The organism is endosymbiont of Lamellibrachia barhami (genome assembly GCF_011947365.2).
Lineage (GTDB): Bacteria > Pseudomonadota > Gammaproteobacteria > Chromatiales > Chromatiaceae > QGON01.
Genome location: NZ_JAAVSH020000001.1, coordinates 1,797,461 through 1,810,699, shown reverse-complemented (window position 1 = coordinate 1,810,699; position 13,239 = coordinate 1,797,461). Strand labels below are relative to the sequence as shown.

Annotated in this window: 10 protein-coding genes; 6 read left to right on the top strand and 4 right to left on the bottom strand. The window is 55.1% G+C overall.

The annotated features are described in order from the left end of the window. Nucleotides 1–195: 195 nt before the first annotated feature. Nucleotides 196–381, bottom strand: coding sequence for a DUF480 domain-containing protein (locus G9Q73_RS08105; protein ID WP_177419334.1), 186 nt, complete (start codon nt 379–381; stop codon nt 196–198). Between the two features lie 413 nt (nt 382–794). Between G9Q73_RS08105 and G9Q73_RS08100 the strand changes: the two genes are divergently transcribed. Beyond that, nucleotides 795–1,556, top strand: coding sequence for a hypothetical protein (locus G9Q73_RS08100; RefSeq protein ID WP_177419333.1), 762 nt, complete (start codon nt 795–797; stop codon nt 1,554–1,556). A 293-nt stretch (nt 1,557–1,849) separates the two neighbouring features. Here the strand turns inward: G9Q73_RS08100 and G9Q73_RS08095 are convergent, their stop codons facing one another. The 3 genes from G9Q73_RS08095 to G9Q73_RS08085 form a co-directional block, all read right to left on the bottom strand. Further along, a complete protein-coding gene (locus G9Q73_RS08095; protein WP_177419332.1) occupies nt 1,850–2,524 on the bottom strand; it encodes a transposase in 675 nt (224 codons plus the stop codon). A gap of 267 nt (nt 2,525–2,791) precedes the next feature. After that, a complete protein-coding gene (locus G9Q73_RS08090; protein WP_177419331.1) occupies nt 2,792–3,346 on the bottom strand; it encodes a hypothetical protein in 555 nt (184 codons plus the stop codon). A gap of 217 nt (nt 3,347–3,563) precedes the next feature. After that, nucleotides 3,564–5,849 carry a Tex family protein gene (locus G9Q73_RS08085; protein WP_177419330.1) on the bottom strand — a complete coding sequence of 762 codons (2,286 nt, stop codon included), beginning with the start codon at nt 5,847–5,849 and terminating at the stop codon, nt 3,564–3,566. 239 nt (nt 5,850–6,088) lie between these two features. On the opposite strand from G9Q73_RS08085, the gene G9Q73_RS08080 reads away from it, so the two are divergent. The 5 genes from G9Q73_RS08080 (at nt 6,089) to soxB (ending at nt 13,102) form a co-directional block, all read left to right on the top strand. Further along, nucleotides 6,089–6,889, top strand: coding sequence for a hypothetical protein (locus G9Q73_RS08080; RefSeq protein WP_177419329.1), 801 nt, complete (start codon nt 6,089–6,091; stop codon nt 6,887–6,889). Nucleotides 6,890–6,979: 90 nt separating this feature from the next. After that, nucleotides 6,980–9,100 carry a PhnD/SsuA/transferrin family substrate-binding protein gene (locus G9Q73_RS08075; protein ID WP_246345127.1) on the top strand — a complete coding sequence of 707 codons (2,121 nt, stop codon included), beginning with the start codon at nt 6,980–6,982 and terminating at the stop codon, nt 9,098–9,100. A 3-nt stretch (nt 9,101–9,103) separates the two neighbouring features. After that, nucleotides 9,104–9,730, top strand: coding sequence for a response regulator transcription factor (locus tag G9Q73_RS08070; protein ID WP_177419328.1), 627 nt, complete (start codon nt 9,104–9,106; stop codon nt 9,728–9,730). A 377-nt stretch (nt 9,731–10,107) separates the two neighbouring features. Further along, nucleotides 10,108–11,325, top strand: coding sequence for a thiosulfohydrolase SoxB family protein (locus G9Q73_RS08065; RefSeq protein WP_246345125.1), 1,218 nt, complete (start codon nt 10,108–10,110; stop codon nt 11,323–11,325). 55 nt (nt 11,326–11,380) lie between these two features. Continuing rightward, nucleotides 11,381–13,102 (top strand): thiosulfohydrolase SoxB, encoded by a 1,722-nt coding sequence (gene soxB, locus G9Q73_RS08060; protein ID WP_246345123.1) that lies wholly within the window; start codon nt 11,381–11,383, stop codon nt 13,100–13,102. The last annotated feature ends 137 nt before the right edge of the window (nt 13,103–13,239 follow it).

Sequence of the window (13,239 nt, the reverse complement as noted above, 5' to 3'; positions counted from 1 at the left end):
TCATTACGTATTGTTCCATGGGTACGCAGCTCACCAGAGTCTGGGTCTGCAACAGCAGGACACAGAGCACGCCTGTTCCTCCCGACTGCCTGCGATGCTCGCTGTTTCTGTTCATAGCGCCCGCCTGGCCGTGGGAAGCTCGAACGGATCAGTTCGTCCCGTAGCAGCAGGTTGACGGCGTGGCCAACCCCTGCGTCAGTCAGCTCGTATCAATGGGTTGCGGCTGGTCTTCTGGTTGCAGGCCTGTACCAGTGCGTTGAGGGTGAGCGGATAATTGTCCGGCGTGGTCCGCTGTTTCTCCATCAACACGCCTAGAATACGGGCCTCAACCGGGGTGAACAGCGGTTCATTGTTGGCTTCTGTGTCAGGCTGGTCTGTCATATCAGTGTTACTGGTTCGTAGGGTTAGTGAAAATGCGAAAACCGGGTCAGAGAAAAATGGCACTGGAAAAACCTGTTTTACGCAGATCGGCCCAGACACGCAATAATTTGTAGTAGTCGCGACCTGATCTGACAGTTACCGGTTTCGGTGGTATAAATCACATTAACGCGGGCGTAGTGTAACGGTAGCACGCGGGCCTTCAGAGCCCGACATTCCGGTTGCCCCCGGGTAGCGCGGGTTCGAATCCCGTCGTCCGCTCCATCAATTACTATCTCCTTGGCTCAGGGGTCGGAGTCGAGAGCGAGGTTGCCGGGGAGCAGCATGAAGTGAAATTGTAGCGATGCAGGTGGGATTGCTTCGTAGCTGATTCGACTCCGACCCCACCCACACACCATAAGGTCAGGAAACACCGCATGGCAAAACAACTCAGGCAGATCATCTCCCCTCTCTCTGCCTATATCACCACCCGCTTTCACCGCGCCTTTCGCTGGCCCGGCGCCAACGACAACGAATTACCGGCCTATCTGCAAATCGCCTTTATGCGCGGGGAAGGCCTGTTGCGTGAGCGTTTCTTCAGCTACCTCGAAGGTCGGCACATGGACGATGCCGAAACCCAGCTCTTTTTCTGGCGACAGTTGCGGGAGAACCCCGAACTGCTCACCGCTGTCTCGCAACAGAGTGGCCTGTATGACGCCATAAAGCGCCAGGCTGATGCCGGGTGGCTGACGCATACAGAGCTAGAGATGCAGCACTATACAGCCTACTGCTGCCTGTTGTGGGATATGAAGGTGCAGAAAGAACAACAGTTACTGGCAATCGCTACCGACAGGCTTTTCGCCCACTTCTCCAGCAGTCTGTTCCCCTCTGAACGCAAACAGAGTGATCCTGAACGACTCAAACGGGAAATCCGTAAGCGGCTGGCGCAGCAATGGAACATAAGGCCGGAGATCAAAGAGTCTTTCCATACGACTGACGATGCAGTCACCTTTACCCTGCTGGCAAAGCTGCCTGCGCATCATTCCGTTGAGCTGATAGCCATGCAGGGCAAGCGTCTGAAACCCACCCGCCTCAAGGCCTGTCAGGATCTGTTGCGTGATCTTGAAACGGGGCGATTCAAACCCACGATGCCGGAAAAGCGCACGCCGAAAAAGAGCAGTGCTCCTGATCCGTTTTAGTGTATTTCAGGGGTCGGAGTCGAGAGCGAGTTTGTCTGGGAGTGGCACAGTGTGAAATCGGAGCAAAGGCAGTGACGTCACTGCGTAGCAGAATCGACTCCGACCCCTGGTCTGTCAGGCCCCGCCCAGCCCTCCAGGGACAGAGTCGAGAGCGAGTCTGTCTGGGAGCGGCACAGTGTCAATTTAGAGCGAAGGCAGTGACGTCACTGCGTAGCTGGGTCGACTCCGACCCCTAGCCCCGCTCCCTGGTCTCCCAATTCCTGCTACACTAGAGAAAAAGGGGACGTTACCCTTTAACTCTCAATCCTTGGTCGACCCTGAGGCTTGAATCGTAATGATCGCCCAGACAACTTCTCCAGCCTGGAGATAAATGGTTCTAGTCCGCAGGGTAGACCTTTATCTGCATTTCGCCTCAAATGATTTAACTCAACCTCATTATCACCTTCTGCCAACCACTGCGACCAGTTTCCTATTGCTTCAAATTGTTTTTGCCAGTCTGCTTTTCTACAAATAAGTAAATCTTCTTTCAGGCCGCAATGCCCAGCTGCGCTAGACCAAGGGTATTTTTCTGCTTTTCGATTCATTCTGGCTCGTACTGGATTGAGTTCAACGTAACGTATTGCTGCCCATGTGTAGATTTCATCTAGTGCGGATGAAAAAAACCGACCCTGCCACAAATGTCCTTTCCAGCTTTGGCTCCGGTTAATATGCTGCGCATAGCGCATGTGCAGGGGTTTTAATACTGATTGCAATCCATCTTCTGTTGTAGGGACTAGCACGAGGTGAATGTGGTTTGTCATCAAACAATATGCCAATACATCTACCTGATGTTTTTCGGTGTACTCTTTCAACCAATCCAGATAGCGTATTCGGTCGTCCGCTGAAAAAAATACATCTTCTCGACGGTTTCCACGTTGCGTAATGTGGTGCGGGATTCCAGGGAATACTGTTCGGGCTAATCTTGGCATTCCTTATGATAACTTTGTACGGCTGATAATTAAAGGGTAGCGTCCCCTTTATCTCCCTTTATCTCCCTTTATCTCCTCCCCTTTATCTCCCTCTTTATCTCCCCGGAATTCTGCAACCCGAAATTCACTGCGAAGTGCAAAGCTAAGTGTAGGTTGGGTTAGCGCAGCGTAACCCAACAAAATCAAAGGCTTGTCGGGTTACGCTATCGCTAACCCGACCTACATCATGGCTTTTTCGATACCTACCTGCACGATCAGCTGTTCAGGCTAGTACCTCGGGTAAGGCGCGCCGTAGGGCTGTGTGCCATAACCGGGTGCATATCCTCTGGGTGGTGGGTAGTAACCTCCCGCGGGTGGGTAGCCCGCACCTTGGGCTGGTGCGGCTTGAGGCGCCTGTACCCCTCCGGCAGGGGCCGCGCCCTGGGTTTGAGGCTGCGGTCTGAATTGATGAGTCCCTGCGCCGGCTTGGGGTGCCCCTCCATAACCTTGGCCGCCTGGCATGCCCTGGGGTGGCTGTCCCTGATAACCACCTTGTCGTGGATCTGCGTAATTACCCTGTTGACCCGGATAGGAGCCCTGGCCCCGAGGAGCGCCATACCCTTGGTTGGGGCCTCTGTCGTAACCGTAATCACGATCATCATAATCCCGCCGTTCGTCCCTGTAGTCGTTATTTTTATTGTTGTTATTGTTCATCCACTTGTTGGGACTCATCCATTTATTCGGACTCATCGCGTCGCCAAAATTGAAGGCGGCTGCTGTCTGGATATTGGCTATACCTAACCCTGCCGCGATGCAGCAACTCAACAAAAACTGTTTTTTCATGGGAACTTCCTCTCGTTTCGATGGGACCAGCAAAATAAAATCGAAGATTTCCTTAAACCCATTTCTTCCGCACTACAGGATCTATTTAAGCTGTTCGTTGAAACTGCATGAGGCTTATTGTTTTCTGGGATTGGACATAGTGTTGACGCATACAACCATAGCCGTATTTGTTGAAAAAACCAAGAAAGCGATACCCGCCTAAAAATATGCAGAGGGATCAGTCCTTGTGTGCCTTGGCGAAAGCAGCGGCCAAACTGTTCCCAATTGGCGCCTGAGCGGGTTTTTTATGGGGTTTATGCGCCATCTCCTGACGCTGTTTTGCCACCGGTTTGCGTTCGGCTTTGTCATCAAGACGCAGGGTGAGGCCGATGCGGCGGCGGGGGATGTCCACCTCCAGTACCTTTACTTTCACCAGGTCACCGGCTTTTACCACCTCCCGGGGATCCTTGACGAATTTGTTGGAGAGGTTGGAGATATGCACCAGTCCATCCTGGTGGACGCCTATGTCCACGAAAGCGCCGAAGTTGGTGACGTTGGTGATGATGCCTTCCAGGATCATTTCGGGTTTCAGATCCTGCAGGCTCTCCACCCCCTCTTTGAAGCTGGCGGTCTTGAAATCGGGGCGGGGGTCGCGGCCCGGTTTTTCCAGTTCCCTGATGATGTCTATAACCGTGGGCAGGCCAAATTTCTCGGTGATGAAATTTGCCGGTTGCAGTGCTTTGAGTTCATCGCGGTTGCCCAGCAGATTTTCGATGCGGCAGCCGCTCTCCTCGATGATCTTTTTTACTATCGGATAGGACTCCGGGTGTACCGATGAGCGATCCAGCGGGTTGCTGCCGTTCATCACGCGCATGAACCCGGCAGCCTGTTCGTAGGTCTTGGGGCCGAGCCGCGGTACCTGTTTCAACATCTTACGACTGTCGAAGGCGCCATGCTCGTCGCGAAAGCTGACGATGTTCTGTGCCAGGGTGTTGCTGAGGCCGGATACCTGCGCCAGCAGGGGAGCGGAAGCGGTGTTGACGTCGACGCCCACAGCGTTGACACAGTCTTCCACCACGGCTTCGAGGGACCGGAGCAGACGCCCCTGGTTTACGTCGTGCTGATATTGGCCGACGCCGATCGATTTGGGATCGATCTTGACCAGTTCCGCCAACGGATCCTGCAGGCGACGCGCGATGGAAACCGCACCGCGCAGGGAGACATCCATGCCGGGCAATTCCTGTGAGGCGAGTGCCGAAGCGGAGTAGACAGAGGCGCCTGCTTCGCTGACCATCAGTTTCTGCAGTTTCAGCTCTGGATGCCTCTGCATCAGTTCCGCCGCCAGTTTGTCGGTCTCCCGTGAGGCAGTGCTGTTGCCTATTGCCACCAGTTCGGCTCTGTGCCGTTGGGCCAATGCCGCAAGCCGGGCCATGGCGTGATCCCATTTTCTCTGCGGGACATGAGGATAGATGGTATCGGTCCCCAGTACTTTGCCGGTGCTGTCCACCACTGCCACCTTGACGCCGGTGCGCAGGCCGGGATCCAGGCCGATAGTGATGTGGGGGCCGGCAGGTGCGGCCAGCAGCAGGTCGTGAAGGTTGCTGGCGAAGACCCGGATCGCCTCTTCTTCCGCCCGTTCCCGCAGTGCGGAGAGCAGTTCCAGTTCGAGGCGGAGGGAGATCTTCACCCGCCAGGCCCAGCGCACCGTCTCCAACAGCCAGTCATCGGCGGCTCTGGATTGCTGACTGATGGAGTTGGCCTTGGAGATCATGCCTTCGCAGGGCTGGCCACCGCCAGGATTCTCTGCAACCGAAAGGGTTAGACTCAGTACGCCTTCATTGCGCCCCCGGAATAGTGCCAGGGCACGGTGGGAGGGGATTTTGCTGATCGCCTCACTATATTCAAAATAGTCGGAGAATTTGGCGCCTTCCTGCTCTTTTCCGGAGACGACGGCAGCGCTTAGCTGGCCATTATCGCGCATATACTCTCTCAGCCGGCCGATCAGGGAAGCATCCTCTGCGAAGCGTTCCATGAGAATCTGCCGGGCGCCGTCCAGGGCGGCCTTGGTCTCCCCGATGTCTTTGTCCACATCGATGAATTCAGTTGCTGCTTGTTCCGGTGACAGGCTGGGGTCTTGCAACAGTGAGAGTGCCAGTGGCTCCAGTCCCGCCTCCCGCGCAATCTGTGCCTTGGTACGGCGCTTCGGCTTATAGGGCAGATAGAGGTCTTCCAGCCGGGTTTTGGTGTCGGCTTCCAGGATGTCACGCTTCAGTTCCGGCGTGAGTTTTTCCTGCTCCTCGATGCTTGAGAGGATGGTCTCCCGGCGTGCCTCGAGTTCACGCAGATAACCGAGACGCTCAAACAGGGTGCGCAACTGGGCATCGTCGAGGCCGCCGGTGGCCTCTTTGCGGTAGCGGGCGATGAAAGGGACAGTAGCGCCCTCATCCAGCAGTTGGATTGTGGCATCGACCTGGGCCTGCCTGACGGAGAGTGTTTCGGCGATCGACTGGCTGATCCTTTTCATTTGATAGGCTATCTCTACATGGAAAAATCGGCACTCTACCCCTTGCAGCAGGGCGTGAAAAGATTGTCTTTGTAGGATGTCTGTGTATGACGTCTTGAGAATCGAAATCCTTGATTTAGGTGGGTGTATCGCCTAGCCTGATGGGGACCCGCTATGAATAAGGTGGGATGAATGGCAGTGAAGCCTGAGAATATCGATAGGGAAAAGACTGAAACCACCGATTTTACCGAAGATTCACCATGTCCCTGCTTGATGAATTAAAACACGAGGCTGAACGCCTTCAGCAACCGGATAACGAACAGGACTCGCCTGAGGTCAGGCAGGAAGCCCTCTACCAGTCGGCCCTGCGACCTCGCATGCGGGCGATCCTGCGTTATCTCAGCGAACTGGCGGAGCAGCTGCAGCTTGTCAACCCGGATGTCAGCTGTACTTATGAACTGCCCGGTTATGGGGAAATTCAGGGATTACGGCAACAGGATTATATTGTCAACGCGGATAGTACCGATCAGACCAAAACTATCCGTTTGCGTTTCAACTGTGCGACAGAGAACGAACTGGAATTTTCGGTTACCCCCAAGTCGGACGCAGATGCGACACGGTCTTTCCTGGAAAGCCAGCAAATGCGTTTTGCTGAGTGGCCGGTCAGGGACATGGACCAGCGGCCGGTCGGCCTCACCTTTCAGGTGCAGGTCAAGGTTGAAGTGATCTTTCTCTTTCAGGCCGATCCTGAACAGGGTGGCATCCGCATGATCACCTCGAATTTTGAAGGATTTTCCATCAAGCGTCATCTCTACAAGCCTGAAAAAATTACCGAGAAATGGCTTGATGATCTGGGTAATTTTATCCTGCGCAAACATGAAAAGCTCCATAGTTTGGATATTTCTGACTCAGAGAAGGAAAAAATCCGTAAACGGCTACAGAGGGAAAAAAAGCAGCGTGAAAAGGAGACGCAAGAGATGCTCCTGCGCGAGGAGGTCGCGCTTGCTGAGGAGAAAAACAGCAAGAGCCTGTTCAGTAAGTTACGTAAATTGACGGAATAACCTGGCAGGCGTGGTGTTGGTTTTCTCTACTTGCGCGGGGTGAAGATTTTCCTGGTGTTGCTATTTCACTCAAGAATCGTGCCGTTCGTTTTGCTGTCCCTACTAGGGTGTTTCTGTGGCACTGCCGGTGCCGAAGGGGATCTGGTCCGTATCGGGGTGCTGAGTCACCGCGGTGATCGGGCGACACTGGCTGCCTGGCGTCCCACGGCCGAGTATCTGGGAAATGCCATTCCGGAAAAGCAGTTTGAAATCATTCCCCTCGACTTCGATGAGGTCGATCCAGCGGTGCTGCAGGGTGCGGTTGACTTCATCCTGGTGAATCCGGGTATCTACGTCAATCTGGAAGTAAAATTCCGTGTCTCACGTATTGCCACGCTTAACAACCGGCGTGGGGATGTGCCCTACAATATCTTCGGCGGCGTACTGTTCGCCCGTCGGGATCATGCGGAAATAAAGGATCTCGAAGATCTGCGCGGACGTTCGCTGATGGCGGTGGATGCGACCTCTCTCGGTGGTTTTCAGATGGCGTGGCGCGAATTGAGGTCCGCAGGATTGGATCCCTACCACGATTTTGCAAGGCTGGAGTTCGGTGGCATCCACGATCGGGTGGTGATGGCGGTGCGTGACGGCAAGGTGGATGTTGGTACGGTGCGCACGGATATTCTGGAGCGCATGGCAAATGCCGGGGTCATCGACCTGGATGAGTTCCATATCATCAATCCGCTGACCAGCCCCGAGTTTCCTTTTGCCCACAGTACCCGGCTCTATCCGGAGTGGCCGTTCAGTAAGGTCAGCCATACGGCGAATGATCTGGCTCAACAGGTGGCTGTGGCACTGTTGAATATGCCCCACGATCACCCTGCGGCGATCTCCGGCAAATATGCCGGGTGGACGATTCCCCTCGACTATCAGCCGGTGCATGAGCTACTCAAGGAGCTTTCACTGTCACCCTATGCGGAACCGGGGCGTTTCACCTTGTTGGATGCCATCAAACGCTACCGGTACTGGCTGCTGGGCGGCTTGGCTTTTCTTCTGTTCATGGCCTTCATGACTTTATGGGTGATGCGACTCAACCGGGAGCTGCATGGCGCCAAGGTGCAACTGGAACAGCAGCATGAACTGATCCTCGACTCGGTGGCAGACGGTATCTATGGCGTGGATCTTCTGGGCAACACCACCTTCGTCAATCGTGCTGCGGTGGAGATCACAGGCTGGCAGGAGGCGGACCTCATCGGCCTGAACCAGCATGAGATTCTGCACCATACCCATGCGGACGGTACCCCTCACTCCCAGGCGGATTGCCCCGTCTACCAGGCATTTCGGGACAACCAGCCCAGGCATGTCTCCGATGATCTTTTCTGGCGCAAGGACGGCAACAGTTTTTCCGTGGAGTACACCAGTACCCCGATCCGGGATGTATCTGGCAAGACGCTGGGAAGCGTAGTGGTGTTTCGTGATATCACCAAACGCAAGCAGGCGGAAGATGAAACACGTCAGCATCAGAATGAGCTGGCGCGGGTGGCGCGGCTCAGTACACTGGGTGAGATGGCATCAGGCATCGCCCACGAACTGAATCAACCATTAACTGCGATTGCAACCAATGCCCATGCAAGCATCCGTATGCTTGAGTCCGGTTCGCAGAACAAACAGGTCTGTGCAGATGTGATGGACCGAATCGCTTCACAGGCTGAACGGGCGGGGGAGATCATTCGCCAGCTGCGTCGCATGGTGCAAAAGGAGCCGCTGGAGAGTGCTGAGGTCGACATCAACGATTTGGTGCGGAGCGTGGAGGTACTGATCCGCCCGGAGATTCGCCGGGCCGATGTGGTGGTGAAACTGGATCTCGATCCGGAGGTGCCCAGGGTTGACGTTCAGCGGATACAGATCGAGCAGGTGATCCTTAATCTTGCCCGCAATGCCATTGAGGCGATGGGCAATATGCCGGCATCGGACCGTGAACTGCTCATCCTCACCGGTTTACGTGACAAGCAGGTTCTGGTGACGGTCCGGGACACCGGGCCGGGACTCAATCCCGATATCATGGATACGCTGTTCGCGCCCTTTGTGACCAGCAAACGTGAGGGTATGGGACTTGGGCTCTCCATCAGTTACGGGATCATCGACGCCCATGGTGGTAGACTTAGCACTGTTACTCCAGCCGATGGCGGAGCGGAATTCCAATTTACCCTTCCACTAATAACGGGTACTTGAAGTATGGAACAGAACTCGCCGACAGTCTTCATCGTGGACGATGACCAAGAGGTGCGCAACGCACTACAGCTTTTGATGCAATCCGTGGGCCTTTCGGTTGCCTGTTACGCTTCTGCCGGGAACTATCTCGATGCCTTCGACGCCAGCCTTCCGGGCTGTCTGGTGGTGGATATCCGCATGCCGGGCATGAGCGGTATGGAGCTTCAGGAGCGGCTACAGGGAGAAGCTATCTACCCGCCGATCATTTTTATTACCGGTCATGGTGATGTGCCGATGGCGGTGCGTGCGGTCAAGAATGGAGCGGTGGATTTCATTGAAAAACCATTCCACGACCAGACATTGCTGGACAGTGTGCATCGTGCCATCGAGCAGGATGCCAATCGGCGCGGTGAAGTGCTGCGGCTTACAGATATACAGGATCGTTTTGAGCAGTTGACGCCTCGTGAGCGGGAGGTCGTGGAACTGGTGGTTGCCGGTAAACGCAACAAAAATATTTCCGATGAAATGGGCATCACCCTGTCGACTGTCGAGGCGCATCGATCCAAAGTGATGGAGAAGATGCATGCTGATACATTGTCCCACCTGATGCGCATGATGCTGTCCATGGACAGGAATTATGGAAAACCGTAATAGGGTTTGGCGTAATTGGGAATTTTCTTTATATGACATAGAGTTAGATAATAAATACTCCCCTGACCAGCCCGGAGCCAGTGGGGGGAAGCCCTGATGTTGGCAGGAAAGGTTATTGGAGAGCTCTGACAGGCGCCTCCTCTATTCCTGCCAACTTTTTTTACGCAAAAACAATACCGGTCTTGCGGCAACTTTTTGCCCCAGTTTGAAGACGAATAAAGCGTGATGGGTGCAGTACAAAATATTGGAATCTCATGGGGGTCAAATCTGATTGAGGCAAAAGAGGTTTTCTATGTCGTGGAATCCTTCAGTCTCGACTCCGCCCCCTTGCCACCAAAATGAAAAATCGTCTTTGATACCAGGAGGATTAAAAGAGAATGTCTATTTCCAGACGTGAGTTTCTTCACCTGATGGGGCTCGCCGGCGCTGCCGGCATGATGCCCGGCTCGATCTTTGCGGCAACCCGGCAGCCCGCCGATCTCTATGAGGTGCCGAAGTTTGGTAATGTCTCTCTGCTGCACTTTACTGATACGCATGCACAGCTGAATCCCATCTACTTCCGGGAACCCAATGTTAATTTGGGACTGGGTTATGCATTCAACAAGGCGCCGCATCTGGTGGGTGACAAACTGCTGAACCACTTCGGTATCGCACCGAACGGCATCGAATCCCATGCCTTCAGCTATCTCAATTTTAATGCTGCCTCGGCCAAGTATGGCAAGATCGGCGGCTTTGCCCATCTGCGCACGCTGGTGGACCGTATCCGTGCTGAGCGTGGACCTGGTAACACCCTTTTGATGGATGGGGGTGACACCTGGCAAGGTTCCGGCACAGCCTACTGGACCCGCGGTAAAGATATGGTCGGCGCCTGCAACATGCTGGGTGTGGATGTGATGACCGGTCACTGGGAGTTCACCTATCATGATAAGGAGGTGATCTCCAATATCCATGATTTCAAAGGCGAATTCATAGCGCAGAACGTCAAGGTAAATGACGATGCCCTGTTCGACTACAAGTTTGCCGATTTTGCCGATTTTGACGAAGACGAGGGCTTCGCCTTCAAGCCCTACGTGATCAAGAACGTAGGCGGCGCCCGTGTCGCCGTGATCGGCCAGGCCTTTCCCTATACCCCCATCGCCAATCCCCAGCGCTTCATCCCGGACTGGACCTTCGGCATCCAGGACGAAAGTATGCAGGCGGTGGTCGATATGGTGCGTGAAAACGAGAAGCCCGATGTGGTGGTGGTGCTCTCCCACAACGGTATGGATGTGGACATCAAGATGGCCTCCGGGTCAGCGGCATCGACGCTATCTTCGGCGGCCATACCCACGATGGTATGCTGGCCCCGACGATCGTCAAGAATGCCGGCGGCAAGACCCTCTGGTGACCACCGGTTCCAACGGCAAAGTTCCTCGGTGTCATGGATCTGGAGGTGTAGCGGCAAGGTGCGGATTTTCGCTACCGGCTGTTACCGGTCTTCCAACCTGCTCCCCGCAGACAAGGAGATGCAGGCCTACATCGATGGTGTGCGCGCCCCCAAGGATCAGCTGGATGAGAAACTGGGCGGTGGCGAGGAGACCCTATCGCCGTGGTAATCTCCAACGGCACCTTCGATCAGGTGATCTGGCGATGCCCTCACCGAGGTCAACGATGCCCAGATCTCACTTTCCCCGGTTTTCGCTAGTACCCCACCGTGTTGCCGGGTCAGACGATCACCATGGACAACCTCTGCTGCACTTTACTGATACGCATGCACAGCTGAATCCCATCTACTTCCGGGAACCCAATGTTAATTTGGGACTGGGTTATGCATTCAACAAGGCGCCGCACCTGGTGGGTGACAAACTGCTGAACCACTTCGGTATCGCACCGAACGGCATTGAGTCTCACGCCTTCAGCTACCTCAATTTTAATGCTGCCTCGGCCAAGTATGGCAAGATCGGCGGCTTTGCCCATCTGCGAACGCTGGTGGACCGTATCCGTGCTGAGCGGGGGTCGGGTAACACCCTTTTGATGGACGGGGGTGACACCTGGCAAGGTTCCGGCACAGCCTACTGGACCCGTGGTAAAGATATGGTCGGTGCCTGCAACATGCTGGGTGTGGATGTGATGACCGGTCACTGGGAGTTCACCTATCATGACAAGGAGGTGATCTCCAATATCCATGATTTCAAAGGCGACTTCGTAGCGCAGAACGTCAAGGTAAATGACGATGCCCTGTTCGACTACAAGTTTGCCGATTTTGCCGATTTTGACGAAGACGAGGGCTTCGCCTTCAAGCCCTATGTGATCAAGAACGTGGGTGGTGCCCGTGTCGCCGTGATCGGCCAGGCCTTCCCCTATACCCCCATCGCCAATCCCCAGCGCTTCATCCCGGACTGGACCTTCGGCATCCAGGACGAAAGTATGCAGGCGGTGGTCGATATGGTGCGTGAAAACGAGAAGCCCGATGTGGTGGTGGTGCTCTCCCACAACGGCATGGATGTGGACATCAAGATGGCCTCCCGGGTCAGCGGCATCGACGCCATCTTCGGCGGCCATACCCACGATGGTATGCCGGCCCCGACGATCGTCAAGAATGCCGGCGGCAAGACCCTGGTGACCAATGCCGGTTCCAACGGCAAGTTCCTCGGTGTGATGGATCTGGAGGTAAAGGGTGGCAAGGTGCGGGATTTTCGCTACCGGCTGCTGCCGGTCTTCTCCAACCTGCTCCCCGCAGACAAGGAGATGCAGGCCTACATTGATGGTGCGCGCGCCCCCTACAAGGATCAGCTGGATGAGAAACTGGCGGTGGCGGAGGAGACCCTCTATCGCCGTGGTAACTTCAACGGCACCTTCGATCAGGTGATCTGCGATGCCCTCACCGAGGTCAACGATGCCCAGATCTCACTTTCCCCCGGTTTTCGCTGGGGCACCACCGTGTTGCCGGGTCAGACGATCACCATGGACAACGTCATGGATCAGACCTGCATCACCTATCCCGAGACCTACCGCCGGGAGATGAGCGGTGCCGACATCAAGGCGATCCTGGAGGATGTCTCCGACAACCTCTTCAACAAGGACCCCTATTATCAGCAGGGTGGGGACATGGTGCGGCTTGGTGGCCTGGATTATGTCTGTGAGCCGGGCAAGGGTTTCGGCAAGCGCATCACCAATATGACCCTGAACGACGGCACCCTGATCGATGCCGGCAAGAAGTATATGGTTGCCGGCTGGGCCACGGTGGGTTCAAAGTCACCCGGTCGTCCCATCTGGGATGTGGTGGGTGACTACCTGCGTCACCAGAAGACGGTGAAGATCAAAAAGATCAACACCCCGAAACTGGTCGGCGTGAAGGGTAATCCTGGTATTGCGGAGTACCGCAGCGGTTGATGATCCTGTTTTGATGCGATAATAAAGCGCCCGTTTTGGGCGCTTTATTGTTTAGCTCTGTGTTCGTCCATTCAACCCGTGGAGCGGCACCTTGCCGCGAAACCACGACCTGATCGCGGCGGGGCACCGCTCCTACG

Coding starts and splice junctions, on each gene's coding strand:
- G9Q73_RS08105 (WP_177419334.1), bottom strand. CDS start 381: ATGACAGACCAGCCTGACACAGAAGCCAACAATGAACCGCTGTTCACC.
- G9Q73_RS08100 (WP_177419333.1), top strand. CDS start 795: ATGGCAAAACAACTCAGGCAGATCATCTCCCCTCTCTCTGCCTATATC.
- G9Q73_RS08095 (WP_177419332.1), bottom strand. CDS start 2,524: ATGCCAAGATTAGCCCGAACAGTATTCCCTGGAATCCCGCACCACATT.
- G9Q73_RS08090 (WP_177419331.1), bottom strand. CDS start 3,346: ATGAAAAAACAGTTTTTGTTGAGTTGCTGCATCGCGGCAGGGTTAGGT.
- G9Q73_RS08085 (WP_177419330.1), bottom strand. CDS start 5,849: ATGAAAAGGATCAGCCAGTCGATCGCCGAAACACTCTCCGTCAGGCAG.
- G9Q73_RS08080 (WP_177419329.1), top strand. CDS start 6,089: ATGTCCCTGCTTGATGAATTAAAACACGAGGCTGAACGCCTTCAGCAA.
- G9Q73_RS08070 (WP_177419328.1), top strand. CDS start 9,104: ATGGAACAGAACTCGCCGACAGTCTTCATCGTGGACGATGACCAAGAG.
- G9Q73_RS08065 (WP_246345125.1), top strand. CDS start 10,108: ATGTCTATTTCCAGACGTGAGTTTCTTCACCTGATGGGGCTCGCCGGC.
- soxB (WP_246345123.1), top strand. CDS start 11,381: ATGCCCAGATCTCACTTTCCCCGGTTTTCGCTAGTACCCCACCGTGTT.